This window comes from Sporosarcina cascadiensis (assembly GCF_009650995.1).
GTDB classification, from domain to species: Bacteria; Bacillota; Bacilli; order Bacillales_A; family Planococcaceae; genus Sporosarcina; species Sporosarcina cascadiensis.
Genome location: NZ_WHVV01000001.1, coordinates 427,296 through 454,189 on the forward strand (window position 1 = coordinate 427,296; position 26,894 = coordinate 454,189).

At 47.4% G+C, this 26,894-nt stretch carries 19 protein-coding genes and 1 other annotated feature; of the genes, 4 read left to right on the top strand and 15 right to left on the bottom strand.

Features of this window, described 5'->3' with window-relative positions; translation table 11 throughout:
- Positions 1-409: 409 nt before the first annotated feature.
- Together mecA and spxA are read right to left on the bottom strand one after the other, a co-directional pair.
- Complete coding sequence (mecA, locus tag GDZ68_RS02110; RefSeq protein ID WP_153720614.1) at positions 410-1,057, bottom strand: adaptor protein MecA; 648 nt, start codon at positions 1,055-1,057, stop codon at positions 410-412.
- Positions 1,058-1,284: 227 nt separating this feature from the next.
- A complete protein-coding gene (gene spxA / locus GDZ68_RS02115; protein WP_009765721.1) occupies positions 1,285-1,683 on the bottom strand; it encodes a transcriptional regulator SpxA in 399 nt (132 codons plus the stop codon).
- Positions 1,684-2,097: 414 nt separating this feature from the next.
- Positions 2,098-2,312, top strand: a binding site (T-box leader).
- Between the two features lie 716 nt (positions 2,313-3,028).
- On the opposite strand from spxA, the gene trpS reads away from it, so the two are divergent.
- On the top strand, positions 3,029-4,015 hold the full coding sequence (gene trpS, locus GDZ68_RS02120) for a tryptophan--tRNA ligase (RefSeq protein ID WP_153720615.1): 987 nt from the start codon (positions 3,029-3,031) through the stop codon (positions 4,013-4,015).
- A 283-nt stretch (positions 4,016-4,298) separates the two neighbouring features.
- Here trpS and fabF read toward each other — a convergent pair whose 3' ends face one another.
- The gene (gene fabF / locus GDZ68_RS02125) at positions 4,299-5,534 is read right to left on the bottom strand and encodes a beta-ketoacyl-ACP synthase II (RefSeq protein ID WP_153720616.1); all 1,236 of its coding nucleotides are present in this window, start codon (positions 5,532-5,534) and stop codon (positions 4,299-4,301) included.
- Positions 5,535-5,578: 44 nt separating this feature from the next.
- Positions 5,579-6,511, bottom strand: a complete 933-nt coding sequence (locus GDZ68_RS02130; RefSeq protein ID WP_153720617.1) for a beta-ketoacyl-ACP synthase III — start codon at positions 6,509-6,511, stop codon at positions 5,579-5,581.
- A 178-nt stretch (positions 6,512-6,689) separates the two neighbouring features.
- Here GDZ68_RS02130 and GDZ68_RS02135 point away from each other — a divergent pair, with 178 nt between their 5' ends.
- Complete coding sequence (locus GDZ68_RS02135; RefSeq protein WP_153720618.1) at positions 6,690-6,872, top strand: YjzD family protein; 183 nt, start codon at positions 6,690-6,692, stop codon at positions 6,870-6,872.
- A gap of 50 nt (positions 6,873-6,922) precedes the next feature.
- Here GDZ68_RS02135 and GDZ68_RS02140 read toward each other — a convergent pair whose 3' ends face one another.
- From GDZ68_RS02140 to GDZ68_RS02155, 4 genes are all read right to left on the bottom strand, one after another.
- Positions 6,923-9,064, bottom strand: coding sequence for an ATP-dependent Clp protease ATP-binding subunit (locus GDZ68_RS02140; RefSeq protein WP_194841029.1), 2,142 nt, complete (start codon positions 9,062-9,064; stop codon positions 6,923-6,925).
- A gap of 156 nt (positions 9,065-9,220) precedes the next feature.
- Complete coding sequence (rraA, locus tag GDZ68_RS02145) at positions 9,221-9,700, bottom strand: ribonuclease E activity regulator RraA (RefSeq protein WP_153720620.1); 480 nt, start codon at positions 9,698-9,700, stop codon at positions 9,221-9,223.
- 1,135 nt (positions 9,701-10,835) lie between these two features.
- The gene (locus GDZ68_RS02150; protein ID WP_153720621.1) at positions 10,836-11,147 is read right to left on the bottom strand and encodes a metal-sulfur cluster assembly factor; all 312 of its coding nucleotides are present in this window, start codon (positions 11,145-11,147) and stop codon (positions 10,836-10,838) included.
- A gap of 43 nt (positions 11,148-11,190) precedes the next feature.
- Positions 11,191-11,970: a prolyl oligopeptidase family serine peptidase gene (locus GDZ68_RS02155; protein ID WP_153720622.1), complete on the bottom strand. Its 780-nt coding sequence runs from the start codon at positions 11,968-11,970 to the stop codon at positions 11,191-11,193.
- Between the two features lie 176 nt (positions 11,971-12,146).
- Between GDZ68_RS02155 and GDZ68_RS02160 the strand changes: the two genes are divergently transcribed.
- Together GDZ68_RS02160 and GDZ68_RS02165 are read left to right on the top strand one after the other, a co-directional pair.
- Positions 12,147-12,974 (top strand): Cof-type HAD-IIB family hydrolase, encoded by an 828-nt coding sequence (locus GDZ68_RS02160; RefSeq protein ID WP_153720623.1) that lies wholly within the window; start codon positions 12,147-12,149, stop codon positions 12,972-12,974.
- A 25-nt stretch (positions 12,975-12,999) separates the two neighbouring features.
- A complete protein-coding gene (locus GDZ68_RS02165) occupies positions 13,000-13,854 on the top strand; it encodes a DegV family protein (RefSeq protein WP_153720624.1) in 855 nt (284 codons plus the stop codon).
- 45 nt (positions 13,855-13,899) lie between these two features.
- Here the strand turns inward: GDZ68_RS02165 and GDZ68_RS02170 are convergent, their stop codons facing one another.
- From GDZ68_RS02170 to addB, 7 genes are all read right to left on the bottom strand, one after another.
- Entirely contained in the window at positions 13,900-15,351 is a 1,452-nt protein-coding gene (locus GDZ68_RS02170; RefSeq protein ID WP_153720625.1) for an alpha-amylase family glycosyl hydrolase, read from the bottom strand.
- A 1,532-nt stretch (positions 15,352-16,883) separates the two neighbouring features.
- Positions 16,884-17,012 carry a hypothetical protein gene (locus GDZ68_RS18285; protein WP_255425122.1) on the bottom strand — a complete coding sequence of 43 codons (129 nt, stop codon included), beginning with the start codon at positions 17,010-17,012 and terminating at the stop codon, positions 16,884-16,886.
- 33 nt (positions 17,013-17,045) lie between these two features.
- On the bottom strand, positions 17,046-17,420 hold the full coding sequence (locus tag GDZ68_RS02175; RefSeq protein WP_153720626.1) for a YisL family protein: 375 nt from the start codon (positions 17,418-17,420) through the stop codon (positions 17,046-17,048).
- A 92-nt stretch (positions 17,421-17,512) separates the two neighbouring features.
- Positions 17,513-18,412: a fumarylacetoacetate hydrolase family protein gene (locus GDZ68_RS02180; protein ID WP_153720627.1), complete on the bottom strand. Its 900-nt coding sequence runs from the start codon at positions 18,410-18,412 to the stop codon at positions 17,513-17,515.
- A gap of 55 nt (positions 18,413-18,467) precedes the next feature.
- Positions 18,468-19,655, bottom strand: coding sequence for a DUF418 domain-containing protein (locus tag GDZ68_RS02185; protein WP_153720628.1), 1,188 nt, complete (start codon positions 19,653-19,655; stop codon positions 18,468-18,470).
- Positions 19,652-23,359, bottom strand: coding sequence for a helicase-exonuclease AddAB subunit AddA (gene addA, locus GDZ68_RS02190; protein WP_153720629.1), 3,708 nt, complete (start codon positions 23,357-23,359; stop codon positions 19,652-19,654). The genes GDZ68_RS02185 and addA overlap by 4 nt, the downstream gene beginning before the upstream one ends.
- Entirely contained in the window at positions 23,346-26,834 is a 3,489-nt protein-coding gene (gene addB, locus GDZ68_RS02195) for a helicase-exonuclease AddAB subunit AddB (protein WP_153720630.1), read from the bottom strand. Before addB ends, addA begins: the two co-directional genes overlap by 14 nt.
- Positions 26,835-26,894: the final 60 nt, after the last annotated feature.

Below are 26,894 nucleotides of genomic sequence, written 5' to 3' on the forward strand. Positions count from 1 at the left end.
GAAACATCGCACCTATTATAATAACCTCAGATACTTTGCTCATACTGCCCGCTCACATAAAAAGCCCTGAAAAACCAACCAGTGTACCTTCGTTCCAGGCAACCTAAGTACGCCGCGTCCTGCGGCAACGGTTGCATGACTCACTTCGTGTGAGCCCGCGGCAAAACCACTTCAGGAGGGTCAGCCCGACAGGTAAGACAACTTGCGGGAGCGAAGCGACCAAGTTGGCTTACCGCGGGCCCTCCGGAACGCGTCCGCCTGGAACGCAGGGAAACGGTATCTTCCCACTTACCGTCCTATACTGCGCTGTCACAGTCAAATCTCAAACTGCTCATGAAATAAACTGCCAAGCACATGTTTTGATGAAGACTAAAAAAAGCTACCAGTATATTGGTAGCTTTTCAGTGTATTATGCAAAATATTTATCAACTTGTTTGAATACATCAGACGCCATGACGGAAGTACCGTATTCTTCTAAACGGTGTATCGTCAATTTAGATGGTGAACCGAATTCTGAAATCATGCTGGCAATATCTTTGGCACGTTTCGTTTCGATGAGAGAGTAATCAAAACGCAAGTTAAGATAGTAACGATTTTCGAAAGCATATAGCTGAGTTTCGAACTCGTCTTCTAAAGAGATCATCTTAGCCGCAAGAGGAATCAGTTCGTCAAATTCATGGAACATGTACAATCGGTCCGTCAGCTGCACTTCTTCATTTTCCTCTTCTGTTTCATTGATTGCGTCAAAAATTGGATCAAATAACTCTTCCGGATCTTCAATGCCAAAAGGAAATTGCGAACTTTCAGCGTTCTTCGGCAGATGCGCCCGGGTAACGATCACTTCAATTCCCTCATTCATCGCATTGACTTGAATCCATAGCGGACCTTCCACTTCAAACTCTGTGTCGTCCCCTAATTCATCCATCATATCCCAAAAAAGCTCTTCGCTCTTTTCGCGGTTGTACCATACGTCCTCTTTGCTGAAGCCGCGGTCCTCTATATCTCCATATGATAAATAAAACTTTACCGTATTCTCATTAATTCTCTCTATTTCCATCCCTTATCTCTCCCTTCTGTAAAACAGGCCTTCCCCTGTTATATAATTTACTCGCATGCAATGCTTACTCTACTATATGTCTGCCAAACCGAATTCGAAAGGGTTTATTTCATTTGCCTAAGCATTGAAGCGAAAATCCTAGAGGAATCCAAGGGAAATTCAATTCAAAAAAGCTGATAGGCACAAATGTATCCAGTGTGTCATCCCTATCAGCTTTTGTATTTAGATTAGTTTACCATACGCCGCGCTTCGAGCAGCTGATAGGCTCTAACTTTTCTCGGTAGGAAACGACGAATCTCATCTTCATTGTACCCTACTTGAAGTCTTTTTTCATCTAGAATGATTGGTCTTCTCAAAAGACCTGGATGTTCTTGAATTAATTCATATAAACGCTGCAACGGAAGGCTTTCTACATCGACATTCAACTTTTGGAAAATCTTAGATCGTGTAGAGATAATTTCATCTGTCCCGTCTTCCGTCATGCGAAGAATTTGTTTGATTTCCTGAATATTCAATGGTTCAGAGAAGATATTACGCTCTGTATAAGGAATCTCGTGTTCCTCCAACCATGCTTTTGCTTTTCTGCAAGATGTACAACTAGGCGATGTATAAAGTGTTACACCCATTCCTGACACGTCCTTTCCCGGCTTACGCTCATTTAGATTTGATATGTTTAAATTTCTAATTAGAATTATTATAATTTATGTTGATACTGCTCATTATACACATATTCATTCTCAATTAATATAGTTTTTCAAAAAAACTTTTGAGGATTTTTTGCATTGGATATTTTTTAATGGACCTTCGATAAATCGAGATGTTTTCAGCAATAAATGAACATCTTCTCTTTTTATACCCCATACTGATTTGAATTAAACCTGCTGAATAAAATTAGTAGGATTCTCATTTAGATTTCTCATCTGCTGCTGCTTCTCTCTCTTATAGTACGTACAGATGTACTGAAAGGTTTCATTATAATCAGAAATACTTTCAGGAAGTTGCAATTATCAGCGCAAGCCGATATACTTTTAGGTAATAAAACAACGGCATTGAAGGAAAAAGTATTTTTGCCGCGATTTTTCCAGAGAGCTTGTACAAGGTGTGAGCAAGCAAAATCGCCCAAAAAGAATGGGATCCCGAGCCTGATGGATGAACACAAGTACTCCATCACGTCTTCCGCGTTAACGGAACAGAGCGGCTTTTTACAAAAGCAATTCGGGTGGTACCACGGTTCCCAACATCAATCGTCCCTATTTACAGGGAGGACTGATGTTTTTTTATGCCGTTTTTCAGTCTTAATTCGGGTTTGGATTAATTATTATCCAGTTTGGGATTTCACTGCAGGTGGGGCGCTTTCCCGAGGGCGTGGCTTGAGCCTCCTCGTCCGCTGACGCTGCCTGCGGGGTCTCAAGACGCACGCTGATCCTCCGGGAGTCGCCCCACCCTCCGCTTCAATCCTATGTTTTGTTGTGAGGGAATGTAGTGAACTCACTGCAGCCGTCTAACATCTGGGAAGTTTTGTGGATCACGTAGTATATAAAGTATTCATGTCTCATTAGCATATTTTAAATCCAAAAGTTAACTTGTTTGCAGTCTTGAATCATATCGATGCAAGTTTGGATTGATTTCGAACTTTTAACTTCATCTTTAGATTTGAGAATTTATATGCATAATAGCTACAGCGAACTAAACTAAGTATTTCACCACAAAAAATTAGGGATTGAAGCGGAAGACGGTCGACTCCGGGAGGATTAGGTCGACAGGTGATGACAACTTAGGGGAGCAAAGCGAGAGCCGTAACGAAGAACGGCTTTTGCGAGTAAAAGCGCAGCGTTAGGAGCACGTCATTGCTCTCCAAGTCGGCTTACCGCGGGCCCTCCAGAAAGCGTACCGTCTGAAGCGAAAATCCCCATGCCCAAAACCTTATATGCGTACATTTTTAAAACAACATAAAACCAGGAGGAAACAAAAATGAAAACTATATTCTCAGGCGTTCAGCCTACAGGCGTCATCACACTCGGCAACTACATCGGTGCATTCCGTCAATTCGTCGAGCTGCAAAACGACGAAGACTGCATCTTCTGCATCGTTGACCAGCATGCTATCACTGTCCAGCAGGAACCGGATGAGCTGAAGAAAGCAATCAGAGCCCTCGCAGCCACGTACATTGCCAGCGGCATCGATCCGGAGAAGTCCACACTCTTCATCCAGTCCGAAGTTCCGGCACACGCACAGGCCGGCTGGATCATGCAGTGCGTCTCCTACATCGGAGAACTCGAGCGCATGACACAGTTCAAAGATAAATCAGATGGTGCGGAAGGTGTATCGGCCGCATTGCTTACGTATCCTCCTTTAATGGCTGCTGATATTCTTCTGTACAACACCGACATCGTTCCTGTCGGCGAAGACCAGAAGCAGCATCTTGAGCTGACGCGCGATTTAGCGGAACGTTTTAACAGCCGCTACGGAAAAGTATTGACCATTCCAGCCGTTCGTATTCCTAAAAATGGCGCACGCATAAAATCTTTACAAGATCCACTGAAGAAAATGAGTAAATCGGATGCGAATAAAAAGGCAACGATCACCATTTTGGACACGCCGAAAGAAATAGAAAAGAAAATCAAAAGTGCGGTGACAGATTCGGAAGGCGTTGTGAAGTTCGATGTGGAAAACAAACCGGGTGTTTCCAATCTGTTGATCATCGAATCTTCATTAGGCGGAAAGACCATCGCTGAATTAGAGGAAAAATATAAGGGTGTAGGCTATGGAGCGTTTAAAGCCGGCGTTGCAGAAGCAATTAATGAACATTTAGCTGTGATCCAAAAGCGGTATTACGAGCTGATTGATTCTCCTGAGCTGGACGCTATTTTGGACCGCGGAGCTGAAAAAGCCAACGATATCGCTTCTGCTACTCTTAAGAGAATGGAAGCCGCAATGGGCTTGGGACGCAGACGGTAAGCAGCAATATAAAACTCGCGATCAGCAGGAAAGTGAAATCCGCCGATTGCAGCATGAACAGCAGGATTTGTTGATAGGTATAGCCCATCGCAGAGTAGTTTAAGTAGAAAAGCAGATTAGCCGTTGATACGACAATCACACAATAACTGCAGATAAATGCCAGAAAACGTGTCACACTGATCCTCGCCTTTTCTTGTTTTCTTTCATTATATGTGTGGAGGAGCCCACTTTAGACGAGCATGCAAAAAACGGAAAGAGCCGCAGTGGCCCTTTCCGTTTTTTATTATATTTTTTTAAATATTAATGAAGCGTTATGACCGCCAAACCCAAGCGAGTTGCTCATCGCATAAGTAATATTTGATTTACGCGCTTCATTTACGACGTAATCCAAATCACATTCCGGATCCGGAGTTTCATAATGGATGGTCGGCGGGATGATGCCTTCCTGAAGAGCTTTCACGGTGAAGATTGCTTCGATTCCGCCGGCAGCGCCAAGCAAATGGCCTGTCATCGATTTTGTCGAGCTCATCATCAGTTTATAGGCATGATCACCGAATACTGTTTTAGCCGCCATCGTTTCGAATAAATCGTTATACGGCGTACTTGTTCCGTGCGCATTGATATAATCGATTTGATTCGGCTCGATGTCCGCTTTCTGCAGCGCCTGGACCATCGCACGCGCGCCGCCTTCTCCGCCTGGTGCAGGAGCCGTAATATGATGCGCGTCTCCAGTCGAACCGTAGCCTACGATTTCTGCGTAGATCTTTGCCCCGCGTTTTACTGCATGTTCATACTCTTCCAGAATTAAGATCCCGGCGCCTTCCCCCATGACAAAGCCATCGCGGTCCTTATCAAATGGACGGGATGCTTTCACGGGATCTTCATTCAATGAAAGCGCAGTGCTTGCAATGAAACCTGCAACAGCAAGTGACGTAATCGGCGCCTCTGTCCCGCCTGTAATCATCACATCTGCGTCTCCGCGAAGAATAACTTCAAATGCGTCACCGATAGAATTTGTACCGGAAGCACATGCCGTAACTGAACAAGAGTTGATTCCTTTTGCACCGGTGAAGATGGATACTTGTCCTGCCGCCATGTCCGGGATCATCATCGGAACGAAAAATGGACTGACCCGGCGATAGCCTTTTTCAAGAAACGTGTTGAATTGTGTTTCATGTGATTCCATGCCCCCGATTCCGGAACCGATCCACACACCTGTGCGGAGTGCAGTCTCATCATCCAGCTCCAGATCAGCATCCTTCATTGCCATCAATGACGCAGCGACCGCATAGTGTGTAAAGCGGTCCATCTTACGCGCATCTTTACGTGTAACAAACTGCTCGATATCAAAATCTTTGACCTCAGCCATCACACGCACCGGGAATTTCTCCTGATCCAGACGGGTCATGATATCGATGCCTGATTTCCCTTCAATTACTGCATTCCATGAGTCCTCAGCTGTATTTCCTACTGGTGACACACCGCCGATACCTGTAACCACTACACGTCGTTTTTCCAAGTTCAAACTTCCTTTCTATCGTTAACTTTATTGTTTATTTTTCTTTACTTACCCCATTTTATACATAGCGCGCCCCAAGTCAAGCCGCCGCCGAATCCAACCATGACAATTACATCATCATCTTTGACGCGGCCTTCCGCCAGATCATCGACCAATGAAATCGGAATCGATGCAGCAGATGTATTGCCGTATTTATGAACGGACTTTGACATCTTTTCAACCGGCAGTCCCAGTCGTTCTCGCGCTGCTTCCATGATACGGATATTTGCCTGGTGAGGAATTAAATAGTCCACATCATCTTTCGTCAAACCTGCTTTCTCTGTAACAGACAGCGCAGACTCACCCATCTGGCGAACAGCAAACTTAAATACTTCACGGCCGTTCATTTCAATGAATTTATCGTGGCGCAAATGCTTTCCGCCCGTTCCGTCTGCACCCAGCTCAAATGAAAGAATTCCTCTGTCTCCGCTCACTTTACCGACAACTGTTGCACCGGCTCCGTCACCGAAAAGAACAGCCGTATTGCGGTCTTCCCAGTCTGTGATCTTTGATAGTTTTTCAACGCCTACTACCAGTACATAATCATAGGTGCCGGATTCAACGAACTGCTTGGCAGTTACAACACCATACATAAATCCTGCACAAGCTGCTGATATATCCATTGCCGCCGCATGTTTTGCACCTAAACGTTCTTGTATCATCGTAGAAACAGAAGGGAACGAATAGTCGGGCGTTACCGTCGCAACGAGAATCAAGCCAAGCTGATCTGCACTGATTTCAGCTGATTCCAATGCCTGCTTCGCTGCTTCAAATGCCATGTCGGAAGTATTTATCATATCATCAGCAATTCGCCGTTCCTCTATCCCCGTCCGTGAACGAATCCATTCATCAGATGTATCTATGCGTTTTTCCAAGTCTTCATTGGTTACGATCTGCGGCGGATTATATTTTCCCATTCCTAACAATCCTGCTCTCATCTCATCTACTCCGTTCCTTATCATCTATTATTAGTACCTGGTGTTAATTATAGAAGAAAATCGGACGTTTTTCAATACAAGGACACTTTTTCGTCAAAAATAGATCATATTATCATTTCATCGTTTGGATGGGCTATGGTATGATGTACTTTGAAATAGACTAACCGAGGTGAAAATCATGCAATATATTATGACATTTGTTTGGTCGTTCTTATTAGTTTCCATGTTGAACTATGTTGCTGGTTCAATTGTAGGTACTGAATTCGACTTCATGGCGGGCGTTACCGTCTCCATCGTATTAGCTGTATTGGTTCTGATTATCACAGCAGTTATTCCAGACGAGTCACCGGCAGACGTGTAATAGACGGCCAAAAAGCGTAAGCACCTATGTGCCTACGCTTTTTTATATGGTTACACTTGTCCAACCTGAACAACTAATTCCCCGTCTTTCATCAGTAAATGAATTTGTTCGCCTTCCTGCATGCCGCCTTTAATGACTTCTTTCGCCACTTTCGTTTCCACATGGCGCTGGATGAAACGTTTCAGCGGACGTGCACCAAAATCTGCATCCGCTCCTTCTTTGACAATCCAGTCAAGCACCTCATCGTCATACACTAACAGCACATCTTGTTCGGCCAGGCGCGCAACCAAATCGCCAAGCATTTTCCGAGTGATGGCTTTAAATGAATCATTCGTCAAAGAGTGGAAGATAATGATATCATCCATCCGGTTCAGCAGCTCCGGTTTGAAATGACGGCGCAGTTCCGCCATGATCAAATCTTCTTTTGCATGGTCTTCCTCATCCAGATTCCCTTCCAATAAATAAGCCGAGCCGATATTTGATGTCATAATGATGACCGTATTCGTAAAGTTCACCAATCGTCCCTGACTGTCTGTAATCCGTCCGTCGTCTAAAATCTGGAGCAGAATATTTGCGACATCCGGATGCGCTTTTTCGATTTCATCCAATAACACAACAGCGTATGGATTGCGCCGAACTGCTTCCGTCAGCTGACCGCCTTCTTCATAGCCGATGTATCCGGGAGGTGCCCCGACGAGACGCGACACACTGTGTTTCTCCATATACTCCGACATATCGATCCTCACAAAATGATCTTCCGAATCAAACAGCGTCGCAGCCAATGTCTTCGCAAGTTCCGTCTTACCGACACCCGTCGGCCCCAGAAACAGAAACGAGCCGATCGGTTTATTAGGATCCTGAATTCCTGCACGTGCACGCCAGACTGCTTCAGTCACCAGCTGTACCGCATTGTCCTGCCCAATGACACGTTCTTTCAACGTTTCATGCAAACGAAGCAATTTCTCCCGCTCGCCTTCCACCAATTTCGTCACCGGAATGCCTGTCCAGCGTGCCACAATTGAAGCAATTTCTTCCTCTGTCACTTCTTCACGCAATAACCGCAGTTCTTTACTGTCTTCCAGCGGACTTTCCAATGCTTTCAACTCTTTTTCCAAAACAGGAATCTTGCCGTACTGCAATTCAGCGGCTTTATTCAAATCAAAACGGCCTTCCGCTTCTTCCAGTTCTCTGCGGTAACGGTCCAGTTCTTCCCGCTTGCTCTGCACTTCTTTTAATGAAGCTTTTTCACTGTCCCACTGCTCGCGCATATCTTTCGAAGAATCTTTCAGTTCCTGCAATTCTTCACGCAAAGCTGCAAGACGGGTCTGACTCATCGTATCTTTCTCTTTGCGCAGCGCCTGCTCTTCAATCTCAAGCTGCATGATGCGCCGTGTCACCGCGTCCAGCTCCTGCGGCATCGAATCAATTTCCGTCCGGATCATTGCACTTGCTTCGTCAATCAAGTCAATCGCTTTATCCGGCATGAAACGTTCTGTTAAATAGCGGTCCGACAGTGTTGCCGCCGCAACTAACGCCCTGTCATGAATCCGTACGCCGTGGTGCAGTTCAAAACGTTCTTTCAATCCGCGCAAAATCGAAATCGTATCTTCCACAGACGGCTCACGCACCAATACTTGCTGGAACCGGCGTTCAAGCGCTGCATCTTTCTCGATATACATCCGGTACTCATCAAGCGTTGTCGCACCGATACAGTACAATTCCCCTCTGGCAAGCATCGGCTTCAGCATATTCCCCGCATCCATCGCGCCTTCCGTTTTCCCCGCTCCGACTATTGTATGGATTTCATCAATGAATAAAATGATTTCTCCATTACTCTCTTTCACTTGTTTCAATACGCCTTTCAGCCGCTCTTCAAATTCTCCCCGATACTTGGCGCCCGCGATCAAAGCACTCATATCCAATTCAAAAATCTGGCGGTCCTTCAATCCTTCCGGCACATCACCTTTGACAATACGCTGCGCGAGTCCTTCCACGATGGCCGTTTTACCGACACCCGGCTCCCCGATCAATACGGGATTATTTTTTGTTTTTCTCGATAAAATCCGAATGACATTCCGTATTTCTTCATCCCGACCAATGACCGGATCCATTTTTCCATTCTTTACTTCATCTACAAGATTACGTCCAAATTGCTCCAGAGGCGAGCGCTGGTCTTCCTGCATTCCGTCCATACGCATAAACATCCACCTTTCATTTGTTTGACTTTGACTATCTTTGATTAATTCAATTATAATTCATCCTCAGATGAAAGTAAATTGTTTTGCTTCGGATATAATGGGATGGTTTCCTGCAAAAAACCACTCACACAAGGCAAGTGGCTGTAAGGCTCAGACTAATTTTCGCGGTGCTAGGACTACCCCGTCTTCATCTGCATAGACGTAGTAACCCGGCACCCATTCCACGTTTCCGAAATGAAGCACTTCGTTTGTTTGACCTTCCCCGCGCTTAATACTTTTCACCGGCATGCTGCCAATCGCCATCACACCGATCTCCTGCGTTCCGAGATCCGCTGTATCCCGGGCGCACCCATAAATAATAATACCCGCAAGTTTTCGGTCCTGCGCGATTTCGCCGAGCATATCCCCCATCAATGCACAGCGCTTCGAACCTCCCCCGTCCACCACCAGCACGTTGCCTTCCGGGATGGTCTCCAAAGCTTCTTTGACGAGTACGTTGTCTTCGAAAACTTTGACGGTTGAGATCGGCCCCGAGAACCGCTTGTGCTTGCCGTACGATTTGAACTCCACCGTACAAACCTGCAGCTCTTCAATGAAATCATCACATAAATCCGCTGTTTTAACTGACATTTTCCTATTCCCCCTATTGAATAATGTTTCACCATCCATTAGTAAGTATTCGACAAAGTTTGGCATTTCCTTCTTTTTTAAAATGAAAACCAAAGCCTTGCTCACTGTAGTTACTAAGCTGATAACAGCAGTTTGAGAGTTAACTCTGAGTGCGCAGTATAGAATGGTAAGTAGAAGGAGACCGTTTCCCTGCGTTCCAGGCGGACGCGTTCTGGAGGGCCCGCGGTGAGCCAACTTGGTCGCTTCGCTCCCGCAAGTTGTCTCACCTGTCGGGCTGATCCTCCCAGAGTCGCCGCCTTCCACTCCGGTACACTGGCTGGTTTTTCAATACTTTTTGTGTGAGCAGGCAGTATGAGCATAGTATCTGAGGTAATTTGATAGGCGCGGTATTTCATGCATTCTGATAAGATTTGATTTGTAAAATGCTCTATTAAAAATAGAAAGACAATATTGCATTAATCTCTGAACCAGTTAGGGATAATAAGTTGCTTCTAGTTTTCAACTTTGCCAATGAGACATGAATACTTTATATACTACGTGAACCACAAACCTTCCCAGATGTTAGAAAGCTCCAGTGAGTTTGCTATGTACTTACGGAAAAAAGGTAGGATTGAAGCGGAGGGTGGGGCGACTCCCGGAGGATCAGCGTGCGCCTTGAGACCCCGCAGGTAGCGCCAGCGGACGAGGAGGCTCAAGCCACGCCCTCGGGAAAGCGCCCCAACCCGAAGCGAAAATCCCATGACGAATATTTCTTTTAAGCTCTTAAGCCAATGAGACATGAATACTTTATATACTACGTAATCCACAAACCTTCTCAGATATTAGAAAGCGCCAATGAGTTTGCCATGTACTTACAGACAAAAGGTAGGATTGAAGCGGAGGGCGGGGCGACATGCAAAGATGTGCTCCCAACGCTTCGCTTATGCTCGCAAAAGCCGTTCTTCGTTACGGCTTTTCCTGCGGGAACAGCACGAGCCGAAGACCCTGGACTGAGCGAAGCGAGGGAAGCGGCTGAGGCCGTGCCCGCGGAAAGCGCCCCAACCCGAAGCGAAAATCCCATGACGAACGCTATATATTTTCCATTTCATTCAAAACAAAAAAACCACACCCCGAAGAGTATGGTTTGGATTGCTTATTATCGTACGCCGAGCGCCATTTTAGCATAGCGTGACATATTTTCTCTGGACCATGGCGGGTTCCAGACGATATCTACTTCTGTATCTTTCACCTCAGGCAGCTCCATCAGTTCCTGCTTGATATTCGCTACAATCTGCGGACCCATCGGACAGCCCATGGAAGTCAGCGTCATCGTAATCTTAGCCACACCTTCGTCAAGCAGCTCTGCGTTATAGACTAAACCTAAGTTCACAATATCAATGCCCAGCTCGGGATCAATAACATTCTCCAACGCGCCAAACAGGTACTCTTTGATTTCTTCTTCGCTCATCGGAATGCTCCTCTCTGTTATGTTCTGATTTCATCTTACCAACTTACACTCCTGCAAGCAAATGCTGCGCAAGCCAATCAACAGAAGCCAGCATCCCGGGACGCGAAACAGAATGCCCCGCCTCTTCATCAGGCATCCACTTCAGACGCCCTGGATGACCCGCATAATTTTTTTGAATCTCCAAATAAAATTCCTTCGTTAATTCAAACGGCACCAATGTATCTTGCTCCCCATGCCACATGAACAGCGGGCGTTCATTCAGTCTATCCGGATTTTCTGACAGATCGACTCGGCCAAGTGCTGCAAAAAGCTGTTCGCGTTCTTCCGGCGTAACCGGCAATTCCCGTCCGCCTCGTTCTGCGTAGGAAATCTGTCCTTTCGCCAGTTTGACGAACGCCGGTGAACCCATCATGACGGAAGCTGCACTGATCCATTCATAGCTCGCCAGGCAGCCGAATGTCGTCAGTCCGCCCATCGAAGTGCCACCCATACCAACCAGCGTGCTGCCATCAATCAGATTTCTAGTTCTCAGCTCTTCATACAGAATTCCTGCTTCTTTAATGTTGGATAAAACAATTTCCCAAAACTTCAGCGCCAAATGAAATTCATCCAGATCCTCTGCCCGTTCTCCATGAAGCATGCCATCTGGCAGAATTACACGGATTCCTTGTTTCGCCAAATTATAGGCGTAATGCAAGTTATGCTCTTTCGCACTCGTAAACCCATGAAAAAACAGTACCACCGGAAGCTGTTCCTGTTCCTTGGATTCCTCCACGATATGAAGCACCGGGATATGCTGCCAATGTTCCGAACGAATAATCATACGAATTCCCCTTTTCCTGCGATCTTTAGTGTTATTTTAGGATAGCAACAATTCAGCCAGAAAACAAAAAGTTCGCCTTATTCGCGTTTTTTTGACTTACCCGCCTCATTAGCGCTAAACTATGAAGATATAATGAGCAGACTGAAACATATTATAAAGCAATAGGAGAGGATACTTTGAAACCACATTTGATTGTTTTGGACTTAGATGGAACATTATTAACTGATGAAAAAGTAATTTCTCCTAAAACGGAAGAAACGCTGCAGCTTGCTGTTTCGCAAGGACATCATGTCATGATTGCAACAGGCCGGCCATACCGTGCGAGTGAAATATACTACCGTCAGCTTGGCCTGACTACACCGATTGTCAATTTCAATGGAGCATTCGTTCATCATCCGACTGATACGTCATGGAAAACGATGCACGAAACGATCGCACTGCCGATTGTCAAAGAAGTGGTCGAAGCCATGCAGGATTTTTCAGTGGACAACATTGTGGCGGAAGTAATGGACGATGTCTACGCACAGTATCATGATGAACGTTTCCTCGATATCCTGGGCTTCGGCAATCCAATCATCACAGAAGGCGATATTCGGACATCATTAAAAACGGATCCTACCAGTCTGCTGATCCAGGCCAATGATCAGACAGTCGATCCGATCCGCCGCCATTTGGAAGATATACATGCGGAAGTGATTGACCACAGACGCTGGGGAGCGCCATTCAATATCGTCGAAATCGTTCGCCATGGTCTGAACAAGGCAGTTGGCATTGACGCGGTTTCCAAGTGGATGAATATCCCGAAAGAGCGGATTATCGCGTTTGGCGACGAAGATAATGACTTGGAAATGATCGACTATGCAGGAGTGGGCGTTGCAATGGGCAACGGCATAGACCGTCTCAAATCTATTGCAAATGAAGTAACCGATACAAATAATCAGGACGGCATCTCTTTAATTCTCGAAGAGCGTCTTAATTTGAAGAAATCCATACTCAATCAATAGAATATTTGTCCAAGGGGGACTTCCAATGAAAATTTTTGCTGACAGCGCCAGTGATCTGCCTCAATCTTACTTTGAGGAAAACGATGTAGAACTGTTTCCGCTGAGTGTCCTGCTCGACGGAAAAGAATATGATGATATCGTGGAAATTAATTCTAAAGAAGTGTTTGATGCCATCCGCCAGGGACAGCAGCCGAAAACTTCACAAGTCTCACCTGATTTGCTGATGAAAACATGGAAAGAGCTTGCAGCGTCTGGAGAAGACGGCCTCTATATCGCTTTCTCCTCGCAGCTCTCGGGAACTTACCAGACAGCCGTCATGACGAGCGATCAGGTAAAAGAAGGCAATCCGTCGATGAATCTGGTGCTCATTGATTCGCGCTGTGCTTCACTCGGCTATGGACTTCTCGTAAAAGAAGCGGTCCGTCTGCGCGAAGAGGGATTGAATGTACGGGAAATCGAACGAAAGATTCGTGCGATGGCCTCACATATGGAACATTTATTTACCGTAGAAGATTTGGATTACCTGGCAAAAGGCGGACGCGTTTCAAAAGCGAGCGCATTTTTTGGGGGATTGCTCAATATTAAACCCTTGCTTCACGTCGAAGGCGGAAAACTCGTGCCGATCGAAAAACTCCGCGGACGGAAAAAAGTACTGCGCCGCATGATCGAAGTGATGGAAGAACGCGGCAGCAATCTCGAGGAGCAGACACTCGCCATCAGCCACAGTGACGACGAGGCAACTGCGCTGGAATTCAAAGCAATGATTGAAGAAGTCATTCAGCCAAAAGCGATTGAAATTCATCAAATCGGCTCAGTTATCGGTTCACATGCAGGACCCGGCACCATTGCACTGTTTTTCTTAAATAAAGTAAGTCAATAAATAAAGCCAGTCCACAAAATTAAAGTGGACTGGCTTTTCTCATTGTTATTTAGTTTCCTGCTGTCTTTTTAGTTTCTCATCTTTTTTGCGCTGTCTGCCTTTACGGAAGACGGCAAACAGGAATGACAGGAAGAATACATATACTAAAATAGAAGCGATTAAATAGGCCGTGTTAAACCCTTCATCCTCTTCTACGATATAAATCTCTGCCAGCTCACGATCCAGCACGACGTGGAACACATTGTCTTTTGTCTCTTTTACTAAATCTTGACCGAGAACACCGCGGAGCTTTTTCTTCTCCCCGATTTCAGCCGGATCAATTTCTAAGCTCTGCACTTCGGAAGTATTATTGATGGCAATAATCCATTTTTCTTTTTCGGATGAACGCTCAAATACCGTGAACCCGCCTTCATTGTGCAACATACGGAAGTCCCCGTTGCGCAGCGTATCCGAATCATTCCGAAGCGTATTAAGATCCCCGATCCACTCATGCAATTCCATATCCGTCTTAAAATTAAAGAAAGGATGTGACTCAGGCGCTTCTTTGCCGTTTACAGCAATTTCTGTCGCATACGGCACAAGCGGCACACCCGGCAGCATGAATTGTGCTGCTGTCGCCACTTTCCAGCGTGTTGGCGGGAACTGTCGCATTTCCACCATTTTGTAAGTGAAACGCGGCCCTGTCAAATCATCGAATTGAAGTAATTTATTCGCATTTTCATTGGAGAACTGATCCATTGCGGAAGAGTCCGGGTCTACCTGAACGAATGACTCTTGTATCGCGTCACTGCGATCAGTAGCAGGCATGCTGTCGAATGAAGCGTCACTTGCTTCATTGGTAATGACATAGAGACCTTCACGCTCATTTTTAAGCGCTTCGATCATCCGGTCCAGGAATGCTGTGTCCGCTTGCTTCAGCTTCGTCAGACGGAGTCCGTCCAGCTTGTACTCTTTGACAAATTGTACAGCTGCACTGATCAGCTGATCCTGCACTTCTGTGTTGCCCAAGTCCCAATCAATTGTACCTTCTTCAGCTGGAGCAGAAGCGAGTTTATCAGCCCAGATGTGATCGGCACTGACGTTTCCTAGGGGGAAATCCGCCATGACTTTAAAGTCTGCCTCATGCATTTCTGAAAGCAGTTGTGTGAGTTCTTCTGACGTTCCAAAATGCGGTTCAAGCTCTGTATAATCGAGTACTTGATTGCCGTCATATGTAGCAGTTTTGAAAACAGGCCCGATGGAGATCATGGTGAAATGCATATCAATCAAGTGCTGCAGCCTGTTGCTGATACCGGCAAAGTCTCCGCCGTTAAAAGCATAGGAGTCCCGGGCATTGACGTCAAAATCGTTGGTTCCCAGGCCGTTGTTGAAACGGTCGACGAGCAGATCATAAATACTTTCATCGCTGAAGGTCTTTTCTGTTTCTGCATAAGTGACCGGTTGTGCTATAGATAGGGCGAGCATGCAAGCTGCCAGTAGTCCGGTGATTCGTTTCAATTTAGTAAATCCTCCTTACGCAAACTCTTTTATCAGTTTATCAAACGCCAGAACCCCGCGCCATCCTTTCTTCTCATTTACTCAGCTCTCGCCTGTAAATACGGCAATCCTGTGAATTGCTTGCTTTGTGTTTGGGTATACTGAAAACTTATTAACATGACCTTGGGTTGCAGCCTGGATTTCCGCTCCAGACGGGGACGCGTTCCGGAGGGCCCTCGGTGAGCCAACTGGTCGCTTCGCTCCCCTTAGTTGTCTCATCCTGTCAGGCTGATCCTCCCGGAGTCGCCCCGTCTTCCGCTTCAATCCCTAGTTTTTATGGTGAAAGATTAAGTGTAGTTCATTGAAGATAATAAGTTGATAGAGTTTCAATTTGAAACAAGAGCTCAAAGTACAAAACCAATACAATTACTATATAAGTTGAATTAATAAATAAGCATTCTACAAATTACCTAGTACCGTTGATTTCCGTTCCAGACGGACGCGTTCTGGAGGGCCCGCGGTGAGCCAACTTGGTCGCTTCGCTCCCCTAAGTTGTCATCATCTGTCGGGCTGATCCTCCCAGAGTGTTTTTAGCCGCGGGCTCACACGAAGTGAGTCATGCAACCGTTGCCGCAGGACGCGGCGTACTTAGGTTGCCTGGAACGAAGGTACACTGGCTGGTTTTTCAATACTTTTTATTTGAGTGAGAGTATGAGCATACTATTTGAGTTTTTTACGATAGGTGTCGCGTTTCATGCAATACTTATCATACTGCAAAGACTCAGTTCCTTGTGATTAATGTATTTGCAAAAACTGCAAACCTACACCTCATTCATATTTCTTGCAAAGTCAAGAAACCAGAACGACACCAGACTAGATCCACACCCTGCAAAAGCAGCATGTCATACTTTCACCAACACCAGCGAAGGCGCAACTGCGAGGCCGCTATGAGAGCGAAGGCGGGTTGAATGATCACGGATGGATGCTGTATGATCACGTGGCCGGTGTATATGAGCGGCTGAGGCTGGGCTATGAGCGCTTGAGCGGGTACTATGATCATTCGCGAAGTTTCTTTGGCAGATAGCCACGACTTTCGCCAGTAGGCTCATGGTATAAGGCAATCCCCCAGCGCCGAAGCGGGTTTATACTGCAAACTCACACTTCTCACAATTGGAAGTTACTGCTGGATACAAGCCTGCTTTAAACCAAGGCAATAGGACATGAGTACTTTATATACTACGCAAAACACAAAACTTCTTAGATTTTAGAAGATGGCAGTAAGCTTTCTAAATACATACATAAATCCAAGGTAGGATTGAAGCGAAGGGCGGGGCGACTCCTGCGGGAATAGCATGAGCTGGAGACCCCGCAGGAGCGCAGCGACGAGGAGGCTCCAGCCATGCCCGCGGAAAGCGCCCCGCCCGTAGCGAAAATCCCATGACCAACACTTCTTTTAAGCCTTAAACCAAGCCACAGAAATATGAAATCTCCAGCACAAAAAAGAGGAAAGAATGAGTTTCATTCCTTCCTCTGCTATAAAAGCTAATACCTATTCACTCTTCCTCATCCAGAAAAAAGTCTGGATCTTTCTGCTTGCGGGCGGTTACGAATACGGACACTGCAAACAGCGCCATCAGTAACAGGACCACTGCTATAAAAATCCATCCTGTCTGACTTGCCATCTGCATTCCTCCTCGTTATATTACATCACCTGATTAAGCAAAAAAGTCAAAACCGAGCGGCAGCTTGAATCCGACGAACAGAGTTGCCAGAAGGAATACGATGAACAAGACCCACATAAGACCCGTGTTCTTTCCTTTTCCGCCGCGGATCAGCGTCATTTCCATAAATCCGATCGTCAGAAGACCAAGTACAAATTTAATGCCGTACAGCATGCCGTTCAGTCCCATATGTGTGAAGAACAGCGTCGCTCCTGAAATGATAATTAAAACGTAGAACAAGCGCAAAATCATGTGAGTGATCTTCTTACCTTTTGTGCCTGCCGCCATGCTCGCAGAAACGAGGAATAGAATTATCCCCACTACCCACGTCAAAATATGAAAATGGGTTGTATCCGTTAAAAATCCCAAACTTGCCACCTCATTTTACTATAGTCGTTTGCTATGTTACCATAATTTCCAAAAGACTACTATTCTCTTGCCTGCAGTTAACCGCCAAAAATTTATTCGAATCGGTTGACCAATGTGCCGATGCCTTCGATAGACACTTTTACCGTATCACCTTTTTTCAGGAATGTCGGCGGCGTCATGCCTTTTCCTACGCCGGCCGGAGTGCCTGTCAAAATGACATCGCCCGCTTCAAGCGTTACATACTTAGAGATTTCTGCAATCAATTCATCAATTTTGAACATCATGGAAGAAGTATTGCCGTTTTGACGAACATCATCATTCACTTTTGTCACGATAGAAAGATTATGCGGATTTGGAATCTCGTCCTTCGTCACCACATAAGGGCCCATCGGACATGAACCATCCAGTGTTTTGCCGAGGAAGAACTGCTTATGATCAGCCTGCACATCGCGTGCTGTAATATCATTCGCAATCGTATAGCCGAATACATAGTCATAGGCCAGCTGTTTCGGGATATTTTTTCCGTTCTTGCCGATGACAACAGCCAATTCCCCTTCATAATCCAATGAATCCGTCACATCACTGTGGATCGGCAAAGTCTGCTCGTCCCCTGCGATGGATGTAGGAGATTTCGTAAACACCACAACTTTTTCAGGCGGTGCTTCGCCTCCCATTTCAGTTACATGGTCGGCATAGTTCTTCCCGACACATATGACGTTCTTAGGGGTACGCGGAATCGGTGACAGCCACTCCACATCCGTAAACGCGTGCTTAAACTGCTCCGCATTTTCTTCTGTTTCTGTTTTCTCCACTAATTTACGAACCATTTCCACAAAATCCATGCCAAGGGACACAGCCTCGATCATCGTTTTAGGAAAATCAGGCTGATCCTGCGCTTCTGCCATTGCAAGCACGTCCCACACTGCTTCCTCACGTTTCACTTTTGTACCGAATAACGTCTGTCCTTCGTAACGGAATGACAATAGTTTCATTTGAATGCCCAACCCTTCCCATGTGTATTCACATACTACTATGTTACGACAAATTCTATACTTTTTCCTCTTTAATGCCGAAATTCTTTCCGTAAGATAACTTTCTCCAAATAGATTCCAAGGGTCCCATACGGAATTTGGACAGCCAGATCTGTGCGGCAATCAGCTGAATGAAAAAGATTCCAATGGCGAGCCACGTACCTGTTATGATATCTACTTTACCATAGAGTCCCGCTCCATATGAATAAAATATCAGCGTCGCAATGACAGATTGCAAGATATAGGTCGTAAACGCCATTCTGCCAATTGCTGCGAACGGTTTCGTGATCACTTTCAGAAACGGAATCTGCCACAGCAACAAGAATAGTGCAGCATAGCCAATTGTCAAGACCGCTCCGCCAAACGTCGACTGTACGAGATAAATGTTCTCAAACTTCGGTCCATCCACATACGGAATATTTTTCAGCAGGACACCGAATGAAATGAAAATAATCATGACAGCTGCCAGCCTGCCTTTCATTTCATACATCCGCTCGACGATCTTCCATTTAGAAAGTGCTGCGCCGAACATCATAAGCGGCAAAATCGCAAATATGGAGGTAATCAGGCCGGTTACGCCGAACATCAGCCACTCCTGCAGACGGAACAGGAAAATCTCTGCAAACGAGCCGTGGGCATAAGCCGAAATTGCCAGTTCAATTTTCTGAATGTCGACAAAGCCGTCCAGCAGCGAGTTCGGATTGATTTTCCGTCCGATCACGAGAAAACCATACAGCAGTCCCGCCGGTACGATATACAGCACGAGAGCCAGCGATAAAAGCCATTTTTTCGGAATGCGCACGACGGCGATCATGAGAAAGCCCATTAACGCATAGGTGAATAAAATATCACCAAACCAGATCAGCAAGGCATGCAGGACGCCAAACACCAGCAGCCAGCTCATACGGCGTGCCATGAATGGCGCAAAAGGCGTCCCATTCCGCAATGATTTCTCATACTGCATATTGATGCCGTAGCCAAACAGCATCGCAAACAGAGGATAAAAACTGGCCTCTACAAATACATCGATAAAATGAAATGCCGCCTGCTCGCCCGGCGCAGAAAACCACGAATACGGGTCCATATACGCGTAAGGCGAATGAAAATGCAGCATATTCGCAATGAAAATCCCTAATAGCGCGATGCCCCGCAGAAAATCGAGTCCTTCAACCCGGTCCTTCAGCGGCGTAGGAGTCAAATTCAAACTAATTCCTCCTGTAAACTGATTGTTTTCGCTCCGTCAAATAAGTACAGAAGCATCTCTTTGATGTCAATTCCTAAAATGGACTGCAGCACCTTCTTATACAGACTCAGCTGCGTGCCATAGCGTTTCTGCATTTCATTCGCCACTTCCTCCTGCGAATGAAAATTGCCTGTATAATCTGTTTTGTAATCGACAAGCACCCACTCCCCGTCTTCGTGAAACAGACAGTCTGCAATCCCCTGCAGCAGCTGGAATTCCCCCTGCTCTGCCGGCAGCGCATAAGTAAACGGCATTTCGCGCAGCACTTCATCCGCTCGCTTCATCCGTTCACCGAGAGGCGCTGCAAAAAACTTCACGATGTCTGAAGCCTTAATGGCAGTCCCTTCTTCCTTCGTCAGCAATTCACGCCCGACAAGCTCTGCGATAAAGTATTCCGCTTCCGCAATATCCAGCGGCTGTTTCAAATCGATATGCTGCATGACAGTATGCATCGCGGTGCCGACCTCTGCTTTCGTCAGCTGGCGTTTCTGTAAAAACGACGGGCGGTCATGCAGGAAGGAAGGACGATTCGCAAAGTCAGACGAGCGTTCTTCAAACGGATCCGCGTCCCCCCGTTCAAGCTCCAGCAGAGCAATGCGCTTCAGCTCACTGACCGATTGCTTGGACGGCAATTCAACTGCATATTTATACGGATAGCGCGTCTCAAAACGCTGCGTAATCATTTCAACAAGCTGCGGATCAGCCTGTAAGTTTTCATTGTCCAGCGGGATCCAGTCGTCGATTTCCGTGCTGTCTGGCGAATGAAAAGCAGAGAACGGATAGGCATTGATTTCCCATACCGACGCATCATCCATCAACTCGCCGCCGGCCGCTTTGCCGAACTTGCCAAAATCCATGTGACGCGCTACAGCAGGCCCGATCCAGTCTAAATAACCCGCCGCGCGCGAACGTTTATATTCGGGCAGAGGTGCTGTTTCATCCAGCAGCTGCGCTTCCTGCCATTGACTGATCGTCTTTTCGATATCTTTGACCGATGCAATCAGCTCCAAATGTTCTTTCGCACGCGTCATCGCCACGTACAGCACACGCATTTCTTCGGCACGCATTTCCAGTTCCTTTTTCTCTTTCACCGCCAAAAACGGCAGCGATGTGAACGTAATGCGTTTTTCCGGATCTATCGCTTTCACCGCGAGTCCGAAATGCTGATCAAATAAATACGGATTATGGAAATCCATTTTATTGAACGGACGCCCCATCCCTGCGAGAAATACATACGGAAACTCGAGACCTTTCGACGAGTGAATCGTCATAATCCGCACTACATTTTCTTTCTCGCTCATAAAACGGGCTTCGCCGAGATCATCGCCCCGTTTCCGCATGCGGTCGATAAAACGCAAGAAGCGGAACAGCCCCCGGAAAGACGTTTTCTCATAGGACATCGCCCGGTCATGCAGAGCACGCAAATTCGCCTGACGCTGTTTGCCGTTCGGCAGGATACCGACCATTTCATAATAATACGTATCCTGATAGACCTTCCAGATTAATTCGGACAATGAACCATGCCGAGCCATATTGCGCCAGTCTTCCAGGCGGATGAAAAACTTTTGCAGCTTCTTCTGTGCCGCGGGACTCACTCCCGCTCCGCCTGTCTGGACAAATAGCTGTACGGCTTCATAGAACGGCGCATTTGGTTTCGCCAGACGGATTTCCGCCAGCTCGTTTTCCGTCAGGCCGACAAACGGCGCGCGCAGCACCGATACGAGCGGAATATCCTGATACGGATTGTCGATGACACGCAATGTATTGAGCATGATCATCACTTCGATGGCGTCAAAATAGCCTGAAGAAAGCTCTACATAAACAGGAATCCCTGCTGCTTTTAATTCATCGGCAATTTCACTCGACCACGTCATGGACCGCATCAAAATCACAATATCCCGGTATTCAATGGGACGCTGCCTGCCGCTGAACGCATCCGCCGTCTGCGCCTGATCCGCCTGCCACTGCTTGATTTTCTGTGCAATGAAACGGGCCTCCGCCTGAGATTTCTTCAATTCCTGCTGCGCTTCCTGTTCTTCCGAAAGCTCTTCGTTTTCTTCATTTTCATACAGAATCGTCAGACCTGCCGCCGCTTCTTTATCAGGATACTGCGCACCATATTTGAGCGCGGCCGCCTCATCGTATTCAATCTCTCCGACACGCGTGCCCATGATCTGCCTGAAAATGAAGTTTGTTGCGTCCAGCACTTCTCTGCGGCTCCGGAAGTTTGCATTCAAATCAATTTTCAATCCCTGCTCTGATGAGTCATCAAGAAAGCGGTCATATTTCCCAAGAAACAGCCCCGGTTCAGCTAGGCGGAAACGGTAGATCGACTGTTTGACGTCGCCGACCATGAACAGATTGCCGTCCGCTTCCGCTCCCTGCTTGATCAGCTGTAAAATCGCTTCCTGCAGGAAATTCGTGTCCTGGTATTCATCGACCAGCACTTCCGCAAAGCGCGCCTGATAATCGAGCGCGATATCCGACGGCGTTAATTGGCCATCTTCTTCGGCTGATAAAATCTGCAGCGCGTAATGTTCCAGATCAGAAAAGTCCACAAGCCCCCGCTCTGCCTTCACTGCCTGATAACGTGCCGAAAAATCTTCGACCAGCTCCACAAGCGTATGCATAAGCGGAGCCATCAGCCGTATTTCCTCCAGCAAACGTGCAGGCGTCCGTGTGAAATATGTTTCCTTCAGCTTATTGACGATCTTTTTCACTGAGTCACGCATATCTTTTCCGCGTTTCGCCAGCTCTTCATCACAGGAATCCTTCTTAATCATGCCTGCTTTCACCCAGGTTAGCGTCTGGAAATAGGCATACGCATCTTCCCACTTGCCGTTCGTCACATAGTCCATCGCCTGATTCAGCCAGGCTTCATCTGCTTTGGCCGTATCCAGCAGCGGCAGCGGGCCTTCATTCATCTCCGCCAGCCGCTGCAGATCCTGCGCAATGGTCTTCGCTTCATCGAGCGTATGTTTGATCGCCAGCTTCAGCGGCCCAATGAACGATAAACCGTCAATCACCGAGTCATCGCCAATTTCATATTGCTGCGGAATCATTTCCAGCCACTTGGCGGGATTTGGATGCACCCGCGAATAGTCGTACAGCTTATCGATCAAGGTCTCAATCGCCTGGTCATTGCGGTCCGCCGTGAAACTGTCACTCAGACGGTAGATCGCTTCAGGATCCGGCCGGCTGTATGCATCTTCTAGGACTGCGGCGACAGTATCGTCACGTAAAATGGATGCCTCTGCTGGATCCGCAATCCGGAATCCCGGATCGATATCCAGTACATAGGAATACTGCCTGACCACTTGCAGACAGAAGGAGTGCAGGGAAGAAATCTGCGCTTTATTCAGCAGATTCAGCTGCCTGCGCAAATGAACAGAAGCCGGATCATTCGCAATCGCTGCCTCGAGCGCACTCGCCATCCGGTGACGCATTTCCGCAGCTGCCGCGTTCGTAAAGGTCACAACGAGCAGCTGATCGACGTCAATCGGATTTTCTGTATTCAGCACTTTTTCTATCATCCGGGTGATCAGGACCTTCGTTTTTCCAGAACCCGCTGCGGCAGAGACGAGAATATCTTTGCCGGACGCATATATGGCTTTCCATTGTTCATCCGTAAAGGTTTCATGTGCCGGTTTTTCAGGAATTCGCATTCGGATCTATCTCCTTCCGCATTTTCTCTAATGATTCTTCCGGTTTAAGCGGCGTGTAATTCCGTTCAGGCTGCGTCGGATCTGTCCTGTCAAACTGGCAGATCGACTGATACGAACAGAACTGACACGGCATATGGTCTTTCAAACGGTACGGATAAACCCGTGTATCACCCGCCAGCATGCCGTCGCCCGCCTGTCTGTGCCGCTTGCGCACGAAACTGCGCATCATGTTCAAATCTTCCGTCGGCAATACTTTCGACGTCGAATAAAACGAACCGTCTTTTTTCAGCCGAGCGGGAACAATGAGCGACTCACTCTCCAGATTATCATCCATCGCGAGCGCCACTTCTGCATCTTCCAGTATATAGCCCTGCATTTTGTATGATTTCATCAGTTCTTTTTCCACTGCATCGTCCGCCAGTTCTTTCGTCAGGCGCAGCATCGGATTATGGACGTACATATACAATACACCGGCTGGGTCTGCATGCACGCCAAGCCAGTCATCCGCATGCTCAAGCGCCACGTCGAGATATGTCAGCATTTGCAGCGACAGTCCGTAATATACTTCGGTCAGATCAAGTGCACGCGCGGATGATTTATAATCGACGACGCGCAGAAATGTCTGATCACCTTTCTTCATCGTATCCACCCGGTCGATCCGGCCCCTGATGCGCATCTGCTGCCCTTGCTTCAATTGAATCTCAAGCGGCGGGATGGCTTCATTCGGACCAAATCCTGCTTCGATCGCAATCGGCGTGAACTTCGAATTGCGCGACTGCGACTGCAGGGCGCGGATCGTCCGCTGAATAATCTGCATGAGTTTGCGCTGAATATACGCATACCGCCGGCTCGACAGCAAAATCTTGTGGAAAAACTTCGGCGTCTGCGCGTCGATCGCATCACGGCCGAGCTGCCAGCATTGCTCTCTCGTCAACTCTGCCCATGACAGCCCCTGGCGCATCACTTCATCGGATACCCATTTCAACGCAGCATGGAATAAATCACCGATATCCGGTGCTTCCAGCTGGAATTCCATGCGGTCCTGCAGGCCGAGGCCATAGGTCGTGAAATGCTGGAACGGACAGCTGTAATACGATTCGATCCGCGACACACTGGTCGTAAAGGAGCTGCCGTACAACCCGGCAGTCAGATGCGGATCGAGCATCTCCGTTTTCTGCCGCTTCAATGCAGGCTGGACAATCGACTGAATGATCGATGACCACAGCGGATCTTCTTTATAATAAGCGAGCACCGCCTGCCACTCCGGCCCCATTTCCTCGTGTGAATTAGCCTGGCGCATAACGCGCACTGCATAGGACAATGACACTTCCGGGTGCTCGATATAAGGCATTTTATCTTCTGTGCCGGGCAGCTCCGTCGGCTCGATCACTGCCAGTTCTACCGGCATCCCGCGGGAAATCTGCTGCAGTCTCGGAACATACAGCGACGGAATCAATGCTTTTCCTTCTTCATCTGCAATCGGATAGCTGACCGTCAGACGCTCCCTCGCCCCCGTGAAGGCACGGTACACCATATACGACTCCCGCATTAGCTGGGTTTTTGAAGTTGGCGCCAGCGTAATGCCCAGCTCGCTGAACAGCTCCCGGTCATTATCTGACAGCAATCCTTCATGATCATTGCGCAAAGGCAGTACGCCTTCATTCGCGCCGAGCACGAATACACAATCGACATCCATCGAATTAAACAGCTCGACTGTCGTCACCGTCACTTGATCGAGCGATGGAGGAATGAGTTTAAATTCGAGCGTGTCAAACCCTTCATCCAGTATTTTTATGGCTTCTGTAAACGGCAGCTCCTTGTCGCCGAACATCAGCACAAACTGATCGAGCACATTGATCCAGCCGTTCCACGCCTGCTCATGTTCAGCCGCCGCACGCAGCCGGTGCTCTTCCTGCTCCTCTTTTTCCAGAGCGACCATTTTATCGTAGACATGCAGCGATTCCATTGTAAAGAACAGTGCTTCCGCAACGTCACGGCCGGTTTTCGCCTGTTTCATTTTCTCCTCAAGTTCAAGCAGCGGCAGACGGATCAAATCGCGTGTTTCTGCATACTCCGCCTGCATCGCAAGTTCTTCGTCTGTCTGGACTTTTTTGACCATCTCCAGCCCTCTGTAGCGGCTGACAATCCAGCGCTCTTCATCCAGCCAGCGTTTGCTGCCGTGAATTCCTTTTGCGAGTACGAAGTTTTCCAGCCGGTCCGCTCGCTCCCGCCACACCTGTTTGCTTTCATTGGCGGGGAAAAAGAGGTCTGTTTTGACCGCGCGGAATACCGCTTCATACGACCAGTCCGTACGCACTGCTTCAAGCAATGAACGCGCAAATTCGATAAGCGGGTGATGCAGCATCGGCTTTTTCCTGCTGATGAACACCGGGATATCGTATTGCGAAAAAGTCATCTGAAGCAGTTCATCATATTCTTCCGGCTGTCTGTAAATCACAGCGATATCCCGGTAACGCTTGCCTTCACGCATCATTTTGCGAATCGAACGAGCGACCGCATGTACTTCTGCGCGCCGGTTTGTCGCTTCAATCAGCCGGATATGTCCTTCTGATTCAATTGCGTCAGGCGGATAACGATCAAATTGTCTTTCCAGATGGCGCAGCTCTTCATTCATGAAACGCTGCAGACCGGTCAAATGAACGGTTTCATCGAGCAGCACTGAATCGCTGTATGCCAGCTGCTGAAGCGTCGCAAATTGCTGTTCAGCAGTATAGAATAATTCATGCTCGCCGCTGTGCTGGGAATCTTCCATTGGCAGCACGACATTGACACGCTTTGTATATTTCATTAATTGAGAGATAATATTATATTCCTGTGTCGTGAAATCACCGAAGCCGTCTATGTAAACGGAGGCATCTTTCAGCCACTCTGCATGCGGAATTTGCATGGCGAGGGCGTTCAGCTGGCCTTCGCTGTCCATATACGTTGTGCCGAGCCGTTCTTCAATCTTTCCGAGCAGCAGCTGCAGATCATGCGCTTTATCCTGCAGGATGCGCGGTGCCTGCGTGTCTTCCAAGGAGCTCGTGAGTGCCGAGAATGCTTGCTGGTCGATGCAGTATTTGCTAAATTCTTTCATGACATCGCTGATTTGTTCGGCGAAGCCGTGTTTCGAAGCGGCCTGCTTGAACAGACGGAAGTCTTCCTTATTTTCCTCAAGGACGCTGCGGACCAGCATGCGATAGCCGAAGCTGTCGACTTCTTCGCGTGTGATGCCGCCGACTTCCTGCAACACGCGCCAGGCGAGCCGTTTGAACGTCAGGACTTGGGCGCGGATCATGCCGCTGAGCCCGAATTTGACGGAGAGGCTGTATTCCATGGAGTACGACAGCTGGTCCGGCACGATGACAATAATCGGCGGCCCCATCGGACGCTGCTTCAATTCTTCAGCAATCTCCTTTTCAATGAAGTGTGTCTTGCCGGTTCCTGATCGGCCAGTTATGAAACGCAGTGACATGGTTTTGTGCTCCTTTCGTGTTGCTAATTCATAAAATATATCAGATCAAGGTAAGTGGTT